Genomic DNA, 17,389 nt, shown 5'->3' with positions numbered 1-17,389 from the left:
CCTTTGGTCCTGTGAGAGTAGGACGTTGCCACGCGTGTCATATCAAAGTTATTCCGCCATAGCTCAGCTGGCAGAGCGCATGACTGTTAATCATGATGTCGTAGGTTCGAGCCCTACTGGCGGAGTTGTGATAAATGGTTAGCATGGAGAGTTGTCCGAGCTGGCCGAAGGAGCACGGTTGGAAACCGTGTAAACGTATAATCTACGTTTCAAGGGTTCGAATCCCTTACTCTCCGTATTATCATATTGTTTATTATTGGCCCGTTGGTCAAGCGGTTAAGACACCGCCCTTTCACGGCGGTAACACGGGTTCGAGTCCCGTACGGGTCATAAAAAGCGTCATCGGGGAATTAGCTCAGCTGGGAGAGCGTCTGCCTTACAAGCAGGATGTCGGCGGTTCGAGCCCGTCATTCCCCATAATTAAATATTGGTCCGGTGGTGTAGGGGTTAACATGCTTGCCTGTCACGCAGGAGATCGCGGGTTCAAATCCCGTCCGGACCGTTTCTAGGCTTGATAGCTCAGTTGGTAGAGCACTTGATTGAAGCTCAAGGTGTCGGCGGTTCGATTCCGTCTCAAGCCATTGCTGGAGGGGTAGCGAAGTGGCTAAACGCGGCGGACTGTAAATCCGCTCCTTCGGGTTCGGCAGTTCGAATCTGCCCCCCTCCATTTTTAATAGGGATTGCTAACCATTTTCCTTCTTAGGGACTTAGTTTAACGGTAGAACAACGGTCTCCAAAACCGTCAGTGTGGGTTCGATTCCTACAGTCCCTGTTAAAGATATGATGGCGATTGTGGCGAAGTGGTTAACGCATCGGTTTGTGGATCCGACATTCGTGGGTTCGATTCCCATCAGTCGCCTATTTATATTTTTATTATTGGGGTATAGCCAAGCGGTAAGGCATCGGACTTTGACTCCGTGATTCGTTGGTTCGAATCCAGCTACCCCAGTTTCATGGCGGTATAGCCAAGTGGTAAGGCACGGGTCTGCAAAACCTTGATCGCCGGTTCAAATCCGACTACCGCCTTATATCTATAACGGCGGTGTGGCGGAATTGGCAGACGCGCTGGACTCAAAATCCAGTGCCGGTTACACGGCGTGCCGGTTCGACCCCGGCCACCGCTATTCATTTAAAGCTCTTTCCTTAGTAGGAAGGAGCTTTTTATTGTTTTTCTCTCAATTATAATGTATAATTTTTTTATAAATTTGAAAGGAGTGGTGCAAGATGAATTTAGAATACAAAAATTCAGATTCTAATCTAAAGACTCTTCAAAGGGCTCTTGCTAGGGTTTTTTGTCGCTATGTACCACCCTATCATCAGTCATAGAATATATTTAAGGATCTAAGATTAATCTTAGATCCTTTTTTATTTTAATTATATTTAAGCAATTATAGAATTTATTTTCTTTTTCTAAATTCATCATCTTTACTTAAAATAGATAGCTTTATGTAGCCTAAAAGGATAATTTAGATAGGAGACTAATTAATGATAAAAAAAGATTATGATATTAATTCATACATTTCTAAATATGGTTTAAGTAACAATTTAAATATCTATCGCATCACAAGACGTAATAATGCATTTCTAACTCTTCATAATAAAGAAGACGAATCAATTTGGGTACGAGTGGATTTAAAAAATTGTGATTTTGTTGTTGGAGATTATGTGCTAGTGGAGAAAGTTAAGGGAGAATACTATATAACTAGTTTGCTAGAAAGAGAGAGCTTAATTACAAAAGCTCAAAGTACATCAAAAAAAAGTTTTGCATATAATGATAAAGAACAATTAGTAGCAGCAAATGTTGACCAAATATTTATTCTTATTTCAGCTGATCAAAGATTTTCTTTAGGAAAATTTGAACGATATGTTTCTACTTTCTATCATATGGCTAAGGATATGCATATTATTATTTCAAAATCAGACTATAATGAAGAAGCGTCTATTATTGAAAATGAAATTTTAAAAATTTATCCAAACATAGAAGTCGCTCAATTATCCATTTATAATCCTATATCGATACAAAAAGTAATCAATCTTTTTGAAAAAGGAAAAACGTCTATTCTAATCGGATCTTCAGGGGTAGGAAAGTCTACTTTGATAAACACAGTTTTGAATAAAAAAGAATTGTCAACTCAAAAAGTAAGAAGTGATGGTAAAGGTAAGCATACAACCACATCATCATCTATGTATTTCCTTAGTAAAACATCTTCTTATATTATAGACACACCTGGTTTTAAAACTATTGCATCTCATAGACAGACAGATGATACACTTCTTTTTCAAAGTATATATGACCTTTCATTAAAATGTAAATTTAATGATTGTTCACATGTTAATGAGCCTGGATGTGCTATTCAATTAGCAATAGAAAAAGGAGATTTATCAAAAGAGTTGTATGATCGTTATTTAAAATATAAAGATAAAGAGAGACGGTATGAGGAATATATTATACGAAAAAATAAAAAGGGAAAAACAAATAAACGAATGAAAGTAATTACTAAGTCAGGAATTCTGAATAATAACCATTAATCTATTCTTATCAATACTATATGAGCTAGTTTATATGACAACGATAAGGTATAATAAATAGGTTGATAATTTTATATTATTATAAAGAGGTGAAAAAAGTGATTAGTGCAGTAGAGACTTATTTTGAAAAAGAGGATATTTTGGTTCCAAAGAAGTATCTTGAAATAAAAGAAGAGTTTTTAATCAAACAGGTTGAATTAAAAGTTAAGGAAATAACAAATTTATATTATCCAAACATAAAAGAATTGTCAGATGATATGATATTAAATCTAAATCTTCCGAATATTTATAGTTATCAAGATTTAGAAAATTATTTCTACAATGATCTTAAGTATCGTTTAACTGAATTTTATTTTTATGACCAACTACTACCCTATTTATTCACCTTTTATGCTGAAACCAGTCAGACTATAATTAATCAAAGTGAACTCTTACAGTTTCAAAATGATTATCAAAAAAAAGTGAAAAAAATGGCTGAAATAAGCAACATGTCTTTCCCAGATTATGTCCAAGTTCACCTTAATTTGACTGGGAATCCTTATGATCGAATTAATGAGAGAGCATTTGAAGAATTTGTATTTAAGTTAATCGCCAATCAAAGATATGAGAAAAATGACTATGCTAATTTACAAGATGAGTATGAAGCGTTTATTTCTGACCGTTCTTTATATCTTAATGTAGACCCTCTTGACTTGAAAGAGCAATTAAGTTTATCTACTTTTGAGCAAGACTATCCAACGATTTACTTTACTCAAGAACTTTTAGATTATTATACGCCGAAATTTAATTATATTAGTAAGGATTGAGTTTTTTATTAGTTATTGGTATATTAACCAGTGATATAAGGCGAAGGAGCGACTAAGTTTGAATGATAGTTATCAAAAACAATTACTTTCTTTTCTAATTACAGCAACTCTTTTTTCAACACTTTATTTTACCTTTATTTCTTCCACCAATCGTTATTTAATTGAAGGCCTTTTTAAAAAACCGATTGATAGTAGTATCGATTTTGAAAGTGTAGAACTTGATTTGACTCAAAATCCAATTTTAAAAATGGATTTTGAAACCGAAAATGTTTCACTGTCATCCGAATTAACTAATCAATATATGCCAAGATTTTATAATCGACCTCAACTTATTAGAGCGACTTTAACCTCACCAATTAACCGCAATCCAATTGTGGAAGAAGTTGGAGTGGCAGAGCTTACATGGAAAAGTGACGGATTAAAAAAGGTTCTTTATCAAGAGAATTTACCTTTCACTGGATGGTTCCAAGAAGATAAGAGCAAAGGTTACTATCAAGAAGGTCTAAAATCAAAATTAACTAATAGTGAATTATTGATGAAACAAGTTGAAGATCTTTTTGCTGTCAATAAATATCCCTTCTACATGACTGCAAATAAAAAAAGAGAGCATTTTACCTTGAGATCAATTGAGTATAGTATTCTTATTAAGTCCTCTGATTTAAAAATTTACTCAGATCCTCCAGGTGTGTTCAGTTCACGTTATCTACAAGATACTCAAGAAATGGTTGATAGTCCAATGGAGGTAACTCAAGAACTTACAAATCAAAATGGAACTTGGTTACATGTATATTTTGGTTATGACGAACTTGGGTGGATTAGAAAAGACTCATCATATAATGAATATGTGTTAACACATTATAGTGAAAGAGAACTTTTAGATGATATAGAAGATACTTTAGAAACTTATTTAGGTTATGTTAGTGCAACGGCAGGAGCTTCCTTTGTTAATAGTGAGCATCTTACACAGGTATCAGTAAATAATAAAATATTTTTCCCAGCCTCTACTCAAAAAATTTACGTTCTGGGAAAAATTTATGATCTCTATAAATCCGGTGACTTATCCCCAAGTTCTTTGGTTATCTTATCCGATGAAAATCGAGTACCGGGTGCTGGAATCATACAAGGAGAACCCAGCGGATCACAATATACAGTAGATTATTTAGTGGATCTGATTGCTTTATACTCTGATAATACTGCTGCTAACATGTTAATAGAAGTAGCAGGAGAAGGAGAATGGATCACACCCTTTGTCCATAAATTTGATTTAAAAGATACTTTTGTAGATGGAAAATATTATCACGGTTCTACTAACCGTAGGTTTCAAACTTCGCCAGGAGATGCTGCTAGATATTTTGCCTTAATGGCACGTAATGAACTCAATGGTGAACCTTGGGATGAGCAACTAATTCAAAAATTAATGATGAATCCTTACAGGTATCTTTCTTTATATATGCCATACGTAATCACTTGGAATAAAACGGGAGTGGGATCGACAGAGCAAAATGATGTGGCAGCTTTTCAAACGGATTACGGTACTTACACAATAGCTGTTTATACAGAAAATCCTTATAATTACGATGCGATTCCAGATCAAATAGGAATTTTATCTAAAGCTGTTTATGATGTTTATATCAGTCATCGATCACTCTTATGGGAAAAGGTAACGAATCCACAGGAATATTTAGAGGCAAAAGAGCAAGAAATGTTAAATAGTTCTGCAGAAAATATGGTAGATGAGAATAATTTGAATTAGAAATAATACCGGCCTAATCTAAGATTAGGCCGGTATTATTTTAATTGAAGATAATTGCAGTTTAAATTTTTTCGTAAGTTTCTAAAATAAGTTTTGCTATGTCGCTAGAAAGGGAATAATAAATTTTAGTTCGATCACGGTCTGCAGAGACAATTTTCGCGTCACGTAATTTACTAATATGTTGAGAGACAGTGGATTGAGTTAATTCTAGGTCTTGTTGAATTTTGCTAACATTCATGACACCATTATTTTTTAATAGCAATGCTATTGAAAAACGAATAGGATGTGATAAAAGTTTTAGCACATTAACATATCCAGCCAAATTTTTTGATTTTATTCCGTATGTTTGCATCTTTTCCCTCCATTTCATCTATTTTAATGACTAGTAAGATTGTATCACATATTCCCCATTTATAGTAAGAATTTTTCATGATTTTTTTACATTTTTAATTTAACGAAAATTTTATAATAATTGTTAAGTAATTAAAATTAATATAAGTTTATAAAATTTTAGATAGCAAAATAAGGATATCATTTTATTTTTGTAAGAAGAAAAATGTATTAAATTACTATATTGATAGATTTTAGAATGGTTTTAAATTATAATTATAGATTTTGAATTTTTATTTTAAATAATAGAGATTTATTGATTTGCCTATTTAAAGATATAAAAAAAAAAAAATAATTAACGAATTCATCAGTATATTATTTTATTTAAACCATAATTTTATAAAAAGACTTATGCTGATATGTAATAAACTGACTGTAACATCACTGTAACCTATGTTGCTATTCTTAATCGAATTGCTTAATCATAGGTAACAAGTACTTAATAAACGTGCACTTATTAATAATCTTGTTTAAGATACCTTTATATTAGTTTTAATAATAACTCGCCATCAAGGTGATAATTTTAAGGAGTATTTATGAAAAAGTCAATAATTAGTTTAGTAATTTCGTCAATGGTATTGCATGGTACAGCTTTTGAACAAACGACATTAGCTCAAGAACATAATCAAGAAAGTCTGGCGATGATTTGGAAACAGAGGACAGTCGATGAGATTCGTCGTGCAATCAATTTAATGACTGAAAAACAGAACGAAGTCTATGTTATTCAATGGGGAGATACTTTAATTAGTATTTCTGAAGCAACAGGTATATCAGTCAATGATTTAGCTCAAATTAACCAAATAGCTAATCCGGATTTGATAATGGCAGGCGCTGAGCTGCGTTTTAACTCAAACTCTGGTACCATCTCATATAGTCAAGGAGATGAAGAAGTAACGGTTCCAGCTCATGAGACTGAAAACAGCTCAATTAGAACAGAAGTTGATTCAGAAGAAAGCCTCTTAGTAGTTGAAAAGGCTGAAGAATTCGAAATCAAGGATTTTCAAGAGGAATTAACAACTACTTCTGAGGAAGGGTTACCTATCGAAGTTATTGAAACAACTCTTGAAACAAGTGAAGAATTTCTACCAGCGATTGAAATAGACACAACGAGCACTGAAATCACCGAGGAACAGTTAACTACTGAAGACTTTGAAACGGCAGATATAACAATCGAGTCTACTGCTTTTATTAATGATTTACTTGAAACAAGTGTCTCTGATACAACCACTAGTATCACTACGAGTGTTGAAACGACTGAAGAAATAGTTGAAACAACTGTTGTAGATAATAGTAGCACGGATCCTTATGCAGCATTTGAAAGAATAACTGCTGAGAAGGGTGTTTCTGAAGTTGAAAAAGGTTATTGGAAAGCTATCATTAATCGTGAATCAGGATGGAATACATTTGCTAAAAATCCATCTTCTGGTGCTTATGGATTACCACAAGCTTTACCAGGAAACAAAATGGCCTCTCACGGTGCTGATTGGCAAAGCAATCCTTACACTCAATTATCATGGATGTATGATTACATGGTAAATCGTTATGGTTCAATATCTGGAGCATGGTCACATTCTCAATCAAGAGGTTGGTATTAAAAAAAGCTGAGATCTAATGATCTCAGCTTTTTTTATTTTCTTAATAATAAGCTTAAGTTTAATAGATTTTAATTTGGAGAATTATGTAGAATTCTAGTCCTATTATATGGTACGATGAAATCTTCTTGGTGAAGGTATAGATTAAAAAGGGAGGAACAGTTGATGAGTCAAACAAAGATTGAATTCTTAGGTGGCCTTGATACAATAGGAGGAAATATTATTAGCCTTCAAAAAAATGATTATCAAGTGATAATGGATTTTGGAGCGTTTGTAGGAGCCGATATTAAACAATTGTTAGATCGTTCATTGACTGAAAAATTCCTCGAAAAAAGCTTATTGCCAAAGGTGGAAGGCCTTTATTCTCAAAGCCAGTTAAATTCAAATTCATTAACTTCTTTTGAGGCGAGTTCATTGAATACTGCCATTTGTTTATCCCACTTGCATCTTGATCATCTAGGTTCTTTAGGGCAAATAAGCAAACAAGTTCCTGTATATACATCCGAAAAAGCATTAAACTTTTATAAAAACTTAGTAGAAAATTCCTTTTTGCCTAAATATGATGTTAATTGGCAAGGTGTTCCTTATCCAACAATTATTCAGCATGGTCCCTTTAAGATAACTTTTAAAGAAAGTGATCATGATACAGAAGGTGCAAGTGCAATTTTTATTGAAACCAATGATTTAAAAGTTGTCCATTCAGGAGATTTAAGATTAAGTGGTTATAACCCTCAAAGAGTGCTCAAATGGGTAGAAGAAGCCCATTCTTTTGAGCCAGACTTATTATTAATTGAAGGAACATCTTTTTCTAATTTTGGAGATGATCCAGCACCGCTCTTAACTATTGAAGAAAAAATCCATAACTTATCTTGTTCAAATGAGCGCCAATTATTAAAGACGATTGACCAACTGATGAGTGAAAAACTAAAAGACATAATAACCATTAATTTGTACCCACAAAATATACAACGACTATTAGAAATAAATGAAATAGCTAAAAATAATCAACGAAAATTTGTCTTAGATAAAGCGTATTACCAATTACTTGAAAACTTTTTTTCAAAAAGAATTGATAATATTTTTTATTTAAGTGAAGAAACTGAAAAAACGAGTTTTTCAGTAAGTGCTGAAGAATTGAAAAATTCGCCTAATGACTATATATTATTAATTGATTATGAACGTCATCAGGTTCTTTATCAATTACCAGCTGGAGTTTATTTACATTCAAACGGAGTACCGTTAGGATCTTTTATGGCTGGTTATGAGGAGTTTTTAACCAATATGGTTGAATACGGTTGGGACTTCTATCAGGCTGGTGTCTCAGGACATGCCTCCCAATCAGATTTGTTGATGATTGCCTATGCGATTCAACCAAAAGTTGTTATTCCATGGCATACATTTAAACCAAAGGCTTTTGGTCAAGAGTTAGAAACCAAAGGTTTGAATGTTTTCTATCCTCAGTATGGCCAAATATATACGATGGACAAGATTCTGGAGGGGAACAATGCTTAAAATCCGCTTTTTAATAACTAGTGATACACATGGTCAATGGCACCATCATCCTGATCAGACTGAGTATTCGTTAAAGAACACTGTAGGGCTAATTGATCAATTAAAAGAAGATTCGATTAAGACACTACAATTTGATTTAGGCGATTTTATTCAAGGATCACCTATGTCGAGCTATACCAGTCAAGTGACAAAGAGTGCAGCTCCTTATGCTCGAATGATGAATGATTTGGACTATGATTATCAAATTATTGGTAATCATGAATTTAATCATGGGATGGCCTATCAAAACTCTGCATTAGACTTAATAAATGCCCAAATATTATGTAGTAATATTGTAGATCAAAAAACAAAAAAGCCCTATAAGGGAAAAGCCTATGATGTCATTAATATTGAGGATTATAAAATCGGAATTATTGGTGTAACCACTCACTATATACCGCACTGGGAGTTACCAGAAAATTATGACGGCTTAGAGTTTTTAGATGCTTTTGAAACGGTTAAAGAGTATGCACAATTTTTAAAACCTCAAGTGGATTTATTAGTTGTTGCTTATCATGGTGGCTTTGAAGCAGACCTAACTTCGGGAGAAGCTTTAGAAGCTCAAACTGGAGAAAATCAAGGATATAAGATGATCAGTGAGATTCCTGAAATAGACCTTTTATTAACAGGTCATCAGCATCGTCAGATTTGTCAACCTTTTAATGATTCCTTTGTCATTCAGCCAGGTTATGGTGGTGAAAAGGTGGGCGAAGTTATTGTGAGTTTAAATAAAAATGCTTCTCCAGTATTTGAAGGGGCTCTACACTCTTTCACAACTTGCGAAGCCATTGAAAATGTTCGTCCATTAGAGCCTGAATATAGTCAGAGCCTTAAGTGGTTGGATGAAGTCTTAGGAAATGCCCCTATGGAGATGCCCACTCGAAATCTTCATCAAGCAAGAGTGAAAGGCCATCCTTTTGCTGAGTTTTTAACTAGAACGATGTTAAATGAAACTGGTGCAGACTTCGCAGGTATATCCTTGCTCAACGATCACTTTGTAGATTTTCAAGGTGAAGTTAGGCGGGGAGAACTGTTGAATATTTATCCTTATTACAACCAAATTGCTGTTAGCCTAGTGAGTGGTCAGGATATATATGAAGCCATGGAGCATAATTTTGCTTATTTTACATTCGATTCATCCGGCAAAATAGCTGTAAATCCTTCTTATATTTATCCTAAACCTAAGCATTATAATTATGACTTATACACGGGTTTATCTATAGAGGTCGATTTGAATCAACCAATCGGTAAGCGTGTAGTCAAATTAATTAATGAAAAAACACAAGAAGTAATTGATAAACAAAAACATTACCATTTAGCGCTCACCCAATACCGTGCTGTTGGGGGAGGCGATTATAGTATGTTTACCAAAGCTAAAATTGTTAATATGATTGATAAAGATATGATTCAATTAATAGTTGAAGGTATGGAACAAATGACAGCTACGGAATGGAAAGATATCAATCATCATTATGAGCATATCCAATGGACAGCTTTTAATGAAAATTAAGCAATCTCTTTCAAAGTTTAATTTAGTCTAAAAAACTTCTAATAAACAAAATACACTTAATAAGGAGCGAAAAAATGCAAGTCCGGTTTGAAGATGTAACCATGCAATTTGAAGAGAAAGTCGTATTAAACAAAATAAACTTCACACTGCCAGCTCATCAACTCATTTCGTTTTTAGGGCCTTCCGGATGTGGGAAATCAACCACTCTATACTTAATATCAGGACTTTTAAATGCAACATCTGGTAGCATATTTTTTGATGACCAAGACGTAACCAAATTAGATCCAGTAAAAAGAGAGGTTGGTTTAGTTTTTCAAAACTATGCTTTGTATCCTCATTTAACTGTTAAAGAAAACATTATGTTTCCACTTCGTATGGCTAAAATGAAGAAAAATGAACGTATTGAAAGAGCCGAAGAAATGGCGGCACTGACAAGAATTTCCGATCAGTTAGATAAATACCCACGGCAACTATCTGGAGGACAACAGCAAAGGGTTGCTATTTCAAGAGCCTTAGCTAAGCAGCCTTCTATTTTATTAATGGATGAACCTTTATCAAACTTGGATGCCCGTTTAAGAATTGAAATGCGTGAAGAAATAAGACGTATACAGCAAGAAACAGGTATTACCACTGTTTTCGTCACCCATGACCAAGAAGAAGCCTTATCAATAGCAGATAAGGTGATGGTATTACAAGATGGAAGTATTCAACAAATATCTGACCCTATTTCTCTATATCAGCAACCTAATAATTTATTTGTCGCTAAATTTATAGGGACTCCAGTTATTAATACTTTGCAGCGCGATTTCGAAGGCTTCAACCCCAATCATGCTATTTTAAATAAAGATTGGTCAACTTTAGGGGTTCGTTCTGAAGACCTTTATATAGGAGATTCAGACAATTATCTCATCAAAGCTCAACTGAAGCGAGTCGATCAAATTGGTAAAGATATAACCGTTCATTTAAAAGCAGGAAATCAAAACATGGTTGCTTCTGATATAGATCCTAATATTTCAATAGGTGAAGAAATAATGTTAGGCGTTAATCCATCTAGAATTCTTGCCTTTGATGCTAAAGGTGATCGCTTATTAGGTTTGATGGGTGAGAATGATGAATAAAAAAGCAGATTTACAATCAACCATTCAAGCTTTCTTATATTTGTTACCAATGATGGCAATCGTTTTTATCTTCATAATATTCCCTATTATCAAATCCATTGATATGAGTTTTTATACGGAATACAACATTTTTACAGGAATCGTCGAACAAAGAGGATGGGAGAACTATCAGCAAATTTTTAAAGATCCGCAATTTTATAAAGCCTTAAAAAATACCGGCTTATACGTTCTTTGTGTGGTCCCTAGCTCTTTAGCTATTTCTTTATTAATAGCTGTTTTATTAAATCAAATTCCATGGGTTAAAGGACTTTTTCGAACCATATACTTTTTACCTTTCGTAACATCTACTGTAGCTATTTCAATTGTATGGTCTTGGTTATTTCATTCTCAGTATGGTTTAATCAATTATTTTCTATCATGGTTTGGAATAGACGCTATTAACTGGTTGAATTCCTCCCAAATGGCTATGCCAGCTGTCATTATCATGGCTATTTGGAAAGGACTTGGTTTTAACATCTTGTTATTATTGGTTGGTTTGGGAAATATCGATGAATCCTATTATCGAGCAGCCAAGGTAGATGGTGCTAATGCTTGGCAAAGATTTTTCCGTATTACCTTACCTCTCTTAAGACCGACAATCTTTCTTTTAACAGTCGTTAGTGTGATTAATGGTTTTAAAGTATTTGATGAAGTCTTTGCTTTGTTTAATGGCCGACCTGGTCCGGCTGGATCAGCGACAACCCTTGTATATTATCTTTACCGCAAATTCTATGAGCAGTATGATTACGGAATGGCGGCCGCAACCGGAATGGTTCTATTCGGAATAGTGTTGATAATAACCTTGATTCAATACTTTGGAAATCGTTATTTTGAAAAGAGGGGCGGTTAAAATGAAAAAAACTTGGCATTTAATTGTGATCTATTTGATCTTATCATTAGGTGGCTTAATGATGATGCTTCCTTTTTATTGGATGCTAGCTACTTCTTTAAAGACGGCCGGACAAGCGACTGCTATTCCGCCCATCTGGTTACCGGACTCTCCCCAATGGTCCAATTATAAACAAGCTTTGGAAGCAGCACCCTTTGGTCGCTACTTTATTAACAGCTTAATTGTAACTTTTACAACGACATCCGGGGAAATTTTTACGAGTATATTGGCAGCTTTTGCTTTTTCTAAAATGAAATTCTGGGGCAAAGATTTACTCTTTGTTATTTTGCTTGGAACTATGATGGTTCCTGGAGAACTGATGACTATCCCCAATTTTGTTACCTTATCAGATTGGGGTCTGATTAATACTTATGGTGCCTTGATTTTACCTTGGTTGGCATCGGTCTTTTCAGTTTTCACTTTAAAACAGTCCTTTCAAAGTGTACCCGACGAATTATATTACGCTGCGAAAACAGATGGTGCCAGCGATTGGCGCTTTCTATGGGAGATGATGGTTCCTTTATCAAAATCTTCTATCATAGCAGTGATGATTTTGAAGGTCATTGGTTCTTGGAACGCTTTCATGTGGCCACTAATTGTGACCACTGATCGAAATATGCGAACACTTCCAGTAGGGTTACAGGCCTTTACGACGGAAGCGGGAACGAAGTTTGAATTGCTGATGGCAGCTTCTGCGATTGTAGTAATTCCAATGATAATTTTTTATCTCGTTTTCCAAAAGCATATTATTCGTGGAATCTCAAGATCTGGTTTGAAGGGGTAGTCGTTGTTTCTTAGTCAATAGAAAAGGAGAAAAAAATGAAAAAAATCAAAGTATTGTTGGCTGCTTTATTAGTCTTTTCCTTTAGCAATGTTTTCACTTCGTTTGCAAACGCTCAAGAGCCAGTTGAAATTACCTTCTGGCATGCTATGAATGGCCCCCACCAAGAAGCTTTAACTAAATTAGTCGAAGCTTTTAATCAGTCTCAAGATCAATATAAGGTGGTTGAACAAAATCAGGGCGATTATGCATCTCTTCAACAATCAATTATTGCATCAGGTGTTTCTAAAGATTTACCAGTTATGGCTCAATTAACAGCATCAACGGTTGTTGATTTTAAAGACCAAGGGTTAACTTTACCCTTAGATGATTATTTAACAGATGAAAATGGATTTACACAAGAATTACGTGAGGATATATACGAAGGCTTTATGACGGGTGTTACCATGGATGGACAAATTTATGGACTTCCTTTTTCAAAGTCAGTACGTATGATGTATGTAAATCAAGATTTATTAGATGAAGTAGGAGCTGAAATTCCTACAACTTGGGAAGAAGTTTTAGAATTAGGTAAAGCTTTAGATGAAGCTGGAATTGATGCACAAGCAATGGGCTTAGAAAATGGGCCATCAATGGAACTAGAAACAATGGCTAGACAAAATGGTGCAACTTGGATTGCGGAAGATATTTCAGCTACAGACATTGCATCTGATCAATCAGTTGAAACCCTTCAATTCTTGAAAGATTTAATTAATGAAGATCATGCACGAATTGCCGGAGAAGATGGTTATATGTCAGGACCTTTCTCACAAGGTGCCACAGCTCTTTATATTGGATCGTCTGCAGGCCTTCCGCACGTATTACCTGGAGTAGAAGAATCAGGTATGAATATGGTGACAGCTGAACTACCTGTTTATGGAGAAGGAGAACCATTAACTCTATTTGCAGGGAATGATTTGGGTATTTTTGCCTCAGCATCTGATGAGGAAATTGCTGGAGCTATCCAATTTATGTCATTCATTCTTCAAACTGAAAACACAGCACAATGGGCTACAGAAACAGGTTACCTTCCAATTACAAAATCGGGTGTAGAATCAGATATTTGGCAAGAATATTTAACTGAAGTCCCATATGCTGAAGCAGCAACCAAAGAATTAAAATATGGTAGATCTCAAGTTCCTTATGTAGGAAGTTCGGAAGTTTTCACCGAATTAAATACTGCAATCGAAAATGTTTTCATTAACGATTCAGATCCAATGACTGAACTTCAAAATATTGAAGATTTAGTTAAAGGACATCTTGGTTTATAAACGGAAAATAAAAACACTTATATTTAATTAGGAAAGCCCTTCAAGCAGTTCATTTTAACTAGCTTGAGGGTCTTTTATTTATAAGGATTTATATAAAGGTAATCTATGATTTTCCTGCTTGTTAAGCTATGTTATACTTAATTCATTCGATTTTAAAGGCGGTGAACGAGTGAAAAACAATCCAGAGGACTTATTTGTTATTGGGGATATTCACGGAATGAGTGATGAATTAGAGCTACTATTAGCAAATTGGCAACCTAATCAAGAGCGCTTAGTTTTTATTGGAGACTATATCGATCGTGGATATAATAGTTTAGCTGTCTTAAACCGAGTATGGCAACTTCAAGAAGAAAAGAATGCCCTCTGTTTAAGAGGAAACCATGAATCAATGCTCTTAAATTTTTTGCGAAGTCCACATAATTTTTTTAATCATTACATTATGAATGGTGGAGTATCGACTATTTGTCAGTTGTTAAATATCCCTGAAGAAAAAGTCGTAAAATCACAAGCCAGACGACTAGCTCGTCAGATTAAACAGACTTATCCTGAGCTTGAAAGTTGGTTAGAAAGCCTCCCATATTATTTTGAATATGGAGAATTCATTATTGTTCATGCTGGTGTAGATTTGTCGCTTGAAAACTGGAAGAATACTTCTGACCATGAGTTTTTGTGGATTAGAGACAGGTTTCATCAGACAAAGAATTCTACCGGTAAACAAATTATTTTTGGGCACACTCCAACAATGGTTCTTCATCAAAATTACTATAACTCCAGTATTTGGCGTAAGGATATGAAATGGGGAATTGACGGTGGCTGTGTATTTGGAGGAGAACTGCATGCTATGAAAGTTAGTAAAACAGCAGTGGTTCAAATGTATTCCGTTCCAGTTTTAGAAGGAGAATGATAGGATGAATAATGAAAACAATCAAGCAAGTATTATCAAATCTATTAGCAAGGAATTAAATATAAAAGTCAATCAAATTAATGCGGTTCTTAATTTATTGGAGGAAGGGAATACAATCCCTTTTATTTCACGTTACCGTAAAGAAATGACTGGCTCTCTGGATGAGGTTCAAATCTATGATATCGATAAGCATTACCAATATGCTTTAAATCTCCATCAACGCAAAGAGGATGTCTTAAAAGCGATTGAGGAACAAGGGAAGTTGGACACTGACCTTCGAGAAAATATTGAGCAGGCACAGACACTACAACAAGTAGAAGACTTATACCGTCCCTTTAAGAAAAAACGTCGGACCAAAGCCATGGTGGCAATTGAGAATGGTTTAGAACCTTTAGCAAGTTGGATACTAACTAATAAAGACTTGGATGCTTCACTAGAGCAAGAGGCAGAAAAGTATCTTAATGAGGCGGTCTCATCAGTAGACGAAGCACTCGAAGGTGCCCATGAGATTATTGCTCAACAAATATCAGATCGAGCAGATTTCCGAGAATTTATTCGAAAATACACAAAATATAATGCCTATTGGACCACCACTTTAAAAGACCAAGACTTAGATGAACGTGGAGTCTACCAGATGTATTACGATTTTCAAGAAAAATTAATGAAAATTGCTGAATATCGTGTCCTAGCATCTAATCGTGGTGAAAAAGAAGGGGTTCTTTCAGTTAAAATCCAAGTAGATGAGGAACCTGCGCTTCAATATATGGAAAAGCATATTCTAGATGAAGATCTGCCTAACCAGCAAAAAGAGCGGATTGAGTTAGCGCTTAAAGATGCATATAAACGGTTTATTCAACCGGCAATTGAGCGTGAAATTAGGAGTGAACAAACCGAAAGAGCGGATCGTCATGCGATTGCTATTTTTGGAGAGAACTTACGTCACTTACTTTTACAGCCTCCTATGAAGGGTGCTCGTGTTCTTGGATTAGACCCAGCTTACCGTACGGGATGCAAATTGGCGATTATTTCAGAAACCGGTCGAGTGCTTGATAAGGGAGTTATTTATCCACACCCACCTGTAGCTGATTATAAGCGCCAACAAGCAGCGACTATTTTAAAGTCCATGCTTGAACAGCATCAGGTTGATGTTATTGCGATTGGTAATGGAACAGCAAGTAGAGAATCTGAAGTCTTTGTAAGTGAAGTAGTTAAGCAGGTTGATCGGCCAATTCGTTTCATAGTTGTCAATGAGGCAGGAGCTTCTGTATATTCAGCTAGTGAAATTGCCCGTGAAGAATTTCCAGATTATCAAGTAGAAGAAAGAAGTGCTGTTTCTATCGCAAGAAGATTACAAGATCCCCTAGCAGAGTTGATAAAAATTGATCCTAAATCAATGGGGGTCGGACAATACCAGCACGATGTTAGCCAAAACTTATTAGCAGATGAATTAGATTTTGTCGTTAATATGACAGTCAATCAGGTTGGGGTCGATATTAATACTGCTAGTATTCAATTATTAGAACGTGTATCTGGAATGACCCATGCAACAGCTAAGAATGTGATTCTTTTAAGAGATGAGATTGGCAGGTTTGCGGATCGAAAACAGATTAAAAAAGTTAAACGTATGGGACCAAAAACCTATGAACAAGCTGTTGGTTTCTTACGTATTATAAAAGGTAAAAACCCTCTAGATCAGACATCTATTCACCCAGAATCATACGCAATTGCAGAAAAGATCTTAGAAGATAACGGTTTGTCTCTAGAAGAAATAGGTCAAGAAGAAAGCAGTCAAATTTTAAAATCTTTAGACGCCCAGCAGATTGCTCAAACTTATCAAATTGGTAAAGAAACAGCCAACGATATCTTGAATGGCTTGATAAATCCTAGTCAAGATATTCGAGATGGTCAAGATGCGCCTATTTTAAGAGACGATGTTTTGAAGATGGAAGACTTAGAGGAAAATATGTAGTTACAGGGTGTTGTAAGAAATGTTGTCGACTTTGGCGTTTTTGTTGATATTGGAGTTAAACAGGATGGACTTATTCATATATCTAAACTAAATTCACCAAAAGGTCGATTCATTAAGCATCCTTCTGAGTTAGTAGCCGTGGGAGATATAGTTGAAGTAGAAGTGATTTCTATTGACCGTGAACGTTCACGCATTGGTTTAAAACAAATAAGCAAATAAAAAAAGTTGACATAAGCGTTACCAATTCG

Annotated in this window: 12 protein-coding genes, 12 tRNA genes and 1 pseudogene; 24 read left to right on the top strand and 1 reads right to left on the bottom strand. The window is 34.9% G+C overall.

Annotation, left to right across the window (positions count from 1 at the left end):
• Nucleotides 1-52 precede the first annotated feature (52 nt).
• The 15 genes from NW240_RS06065 to NW240_RS05995 all read left to right on the top strand — a co-directional run bounded on the left by NW240_RS06065 (nucleotide 53) and on the right by NW240_RS05995 (nucleotide 5,088).
• Nucleotides 53-125 (top strand) — tRNA-Asn (locus NW240_RS06065).
• 20 nt (nucleotides 126-145) lie between these two features.
• Nucleotides 146-236: transfer RNA gene (locus NW240_RS06060), tRNA-Ser, on the top strand.
• Between the two features lie 22 nt (nucleotides 237-258).
• Nucleotides 259-330: transfer RNA gene (locus tag NW240_RS06055), tRNA-Glu, on the top strand.
• Between the two features lie 14 nt (nucleotides 331-344).
• Nucleotides 345-417 (top strand) — tRNA-Val (locus NW240_RS06050).
• A gap of 12 nt (nucleotides 418-429) precedes the next feature.
• Nucleotides 430-502: transfer RNA gene (locus NW240_RS06045), tRNA-Asp, on the top strand.
• Between the two features lie 6 nt (nucleotides 503-508).
• Nucleotides 509-581 (top strand) — tRNA-Phe (locus NW240_RS06040).
• Between the two features lie 5 nt (nucleotides 582-586).
• Nucleotides 587-667 (top strand) — tRNA-Tyr (locus NW240_RS06035).
• 34 nt (nucleotides 668-701) lie between these two features.
• Nucleotides 702-772, top strand: a tRNA-Trp gene (locus tag NW240_RS06030).
• A gap of 14 nt (nucleotides 773-786) precedes the next feature.
• Nucleotides 787-859 (top strand) — tRNA-His (locus NW240_RS06025).
• Between the two features lie 18 nt (nucleotides 860-877).
• A tRNA-Gln gene (locus NW240_RS06020) sits at nucleotides 878-949 on the top strand.
• Between the two features lie 6 nt (nucleotides 950-955).
• Nucleotides 956-1,026 (top strand) — tRNA-Cys (locus tag NW240_RS06015).
• Between the two features lie 12 nt (nucleotides 1,027-1,038).
• Nucleotides 1,039-1,124, top strand: a tRNA-Leu gene (locus NW240_RS06010).
• A gap of 361 nt (nucleotides 1,125-1,485) precedes the next feature.
• Nucleotides 1,486-2,529 carry a ribosome small subunit-dependent GTPase A gene (rsgA, locus tag NW240_RS06005; RefSeq protein WP_258436601.1) on the top strand — a complete coding sequence of 348 codons (1,044 nt, stop codon included), beginning with the start codon at nucleotides 1,486-1,488 and terminating at the stop codon, nucleotides 2,527-2,529.
• 98 nt (nucleotides 2,530-2,627) lie between these two features.
• Nucleotides 2,628-3,335 carry a hypothetical protein gene (locus NW240_RS06000; RefSeq protein ID WP_258436600.1) on the top strand — a complete coding sequence of 236 codons (708 nt, stop codon included), beginning with the start codon at nucleotides 2,628-2,630 and terminating at the stop codon, nucleotides 3,333-3,335.
• A gap of 58 nt (nucleotides 3,336-3,393) precedes the next feature.
• The gene (locus NW240_RS05995) at nucleotides 3,394-5,088 is read left to right on the top strand and encodes a class A beta-lactamase-related serine hydrolase (RefSeq protein WP_258436599.1); all 1,695 of its coding nucleotides are present in this window, start codon (nucleotides 3,394-3,396) and stop codon (nucleotides 5,086-5,088) included.
• Nucleotides 5,089-5,149: 61 nt separating this feature from the next.
• Here the strand turns inward: NW240_RS05995 and NW240_RS05990 are convergent, their stop codons facing one another.
• A complete protein-coding gene (locus tag NW240_RS05990; protein ID WP_258436598.1) occupies nucleotides 5,150-5,440 on the bottom strand; it encodes a helix-turn-helix transcriptional regulator in 291 nt (96 codons plus the stop codon).
• A 574-nt stretch (nucleotides 5,441-6,014) separates the two neighbouring features.
• Here NW240_RS05990 and NW240_RS05985 point away from each other — a divergent pair.
• From NW240_RS05985 to NW240_RS05945, 9 genes and pseudogenes are all read left to right on the top strand, one after another.
• Entirely contained in the window at nucleotides 6,015-7,073 is a 1,059-nt protein-coding gene (locus tag NW240_RS05985) for a LysM peptidoglycan-binding domain-containing protein (RefSeq protein WP_258436597.1), read from the top strand.
• A gap of 162 nt (nucleotides 7,074-7,235) precedes the next feature.
• Nucleotides 7,236-8,582 carry an MBL fold metallo-hydrolase gene (locus tag NW240_RS05980; RefSeq protein WP_258436596.1) on the top strand — a complete coding sequence of 449 codons (1,347 nt, stop codon included), beginning with the start codon at nucleotides 7,236-7,238 and terminating at the stop codon, nucleotides 8,580-8,582.
• On the top strand, nucleotides 8,575-10,131 hold the full coding sequence (locus NW240_RS05975; protein WP_258436595.1) for a bifunctional UDP-sugar hydrolase/5'-nucleotidase: 1,557 nt from the start codon (nucleotides 8,575-8,577) through the stop codon (nucleotides 10,129-10,131). Before NW240_RS05980 ends, NW240_RS05975 begins: the two co-directional genes overlap by 8 nt.
• Before the next feature lie 74 nt (nucleotides 10,132-10,205).
• On the top strand, nucleotides 10,206-11,249 hold the full coding sequence (locus NW240_RS05970; RefSeq protein WP_258436594.1) for an ABC transporter ATP-binding protein: 1,044 nt from the start codon (nucleotides 10,206-10,208) through the stop codon (nucleotides 11,247-11,249).
• On the top strand, nucleotides 11,239-12,138 hold the full coding sequence (locus NW240_RS05965) for a carbohydrate ABC transporter permease (protein ID WP_258436593.1): 900 nt from the start codon (nucleotides 11,239-11,241) through the stop codon (nucleotides 12,136-12,138). The genes NW240_RS05970 and NW240_RS05965 overlap by 11 nt, the downstream gene beginning before the upstream one ends.
• 1 nt (nucleotide 12,139) lies before the next feature.
• Nucleotides 12,140-12,961: a carbohydrate ABC transporter permease gene (locus NW240_RS05960; RefSeq protein WP_258436592.1), complete on the top strand. Its 822-nt coding sequence runs from the start codon at nucleotides 12,140-12,142 to the stop codon at nucleotides 12,959-12,961.
• A gap of 35 nt (nucleotides 12,962-12,996) precedes the next feature.
• Entirely contained in the window at nucleotides 12,997-14,268 is a 1,272-nt protein-coding gene (locus tag NW240_RS05955; RefSeq protein ID WP_258436591.1) for an ABC transporter substrate-binding protein, read from the top strand.
• Nucleotides 14,269-14,437: 169 nt separating this feature from the next.
• Nucleotides 14,438-15,172 (top strand): metallophosphoesterase family protein, encoded by a 735-nt coding sequence (locus NW240_RS05950; protein ID WP_258436590.1) that lies wholly within the window; start codon nucleotides 14,438-14,440, stop codon nucleotides 15,170-15,172.
• Between the two features lie 4 nt (nucleotides 15,173-15,176).
• Nucleotides 15,177-17,360: pseudogene (locus NW240_RS05945) on the top strand (Tex family protein).
• Nucleotides 17,361-17,389: the final 29 nt, after the last annotated feature.

The organism is Facklamia sp. 7083-14-GEN3 (assembly GCF_024742075.1).
Taxonomy (GTDB): Bacteria; Bacillota; Bacilli; order Lactobacillales; family Aerococcaceae; genus Facklamia.
The sequence above is the reverse complement of the archived record's forward strand: the minus strand, read 5'-3'. Positions and strand labels throughout refer to the sequence as shown.

What these genes read in the sequence shown, in the direction of transcription:
- NW240_RS05985 (WP_258436597.1), top strand. Translation starts at nt 6,015, where the DNA reads ATGAAAAAGTCAATAATTAGTTTAGTAATTTCGTCAATGGTATTGCAT.
- NW240_RS05980 (WP_258436596.1), top strand. Translation starts at nt 7,236, where the DNA reads ATGAGTCAAACAAAGATTGAATTCTTAGGTGGCCTTGATACAATAGGA.
- NW240_RS05990 (WP_258436598.1), bottom strand. Translation starts at nt 5,440, where the DNA reads ATGCAAACATACGGAATAAAATCAAAAAATTTGGCTGGATATGTTAAT.
- NW240_RS05960 (WP_258436592.1), top strand. Translation starts at nt 12,140, where the DNA reads ATGAAAAAAACTTGGCATTTAATTGTGATCTATTTGATCTTATCATTA.
- rsgA (WP_258436601.1), top strand. Translation starts at nt 1,486, where the DNA reads ATGATAAAAAAAGATTATGATATTAATTCATACATTTCTAAATATGGT.
- NW240_RS05975 (WP_258436595.1), top strand. Translation starts at nt 8,575, where the DNA reads ATGCTTAAAATCCGCTTTTTAATAACTAGTGATACACATGGTCAATGG.
- NW240_RS05965 (WP_258436593.1), top strand. Translation starts at nt 11,239, where the DNA reads ATGATGAATAAAAAAGCAGATTTACAATCAACCATTCAAGCTTTCTTA.
- NW240_RS05955 (WP_258436591.1), top strand. Translation starts at nt 12,997, where the DNA reads ATGAAAAAAATCAAAGTATTGTTGGCTGCTTTATTAGTCTTTTCCTTT.
- NW240_RS05970 (WP_258436594.1), top strand. Translation starts at nt 10,206, where the DNA reads ATGCAAGTCCGGTTTGAAGATGTAACCATGCAATTTGAAGAGAAAGTC.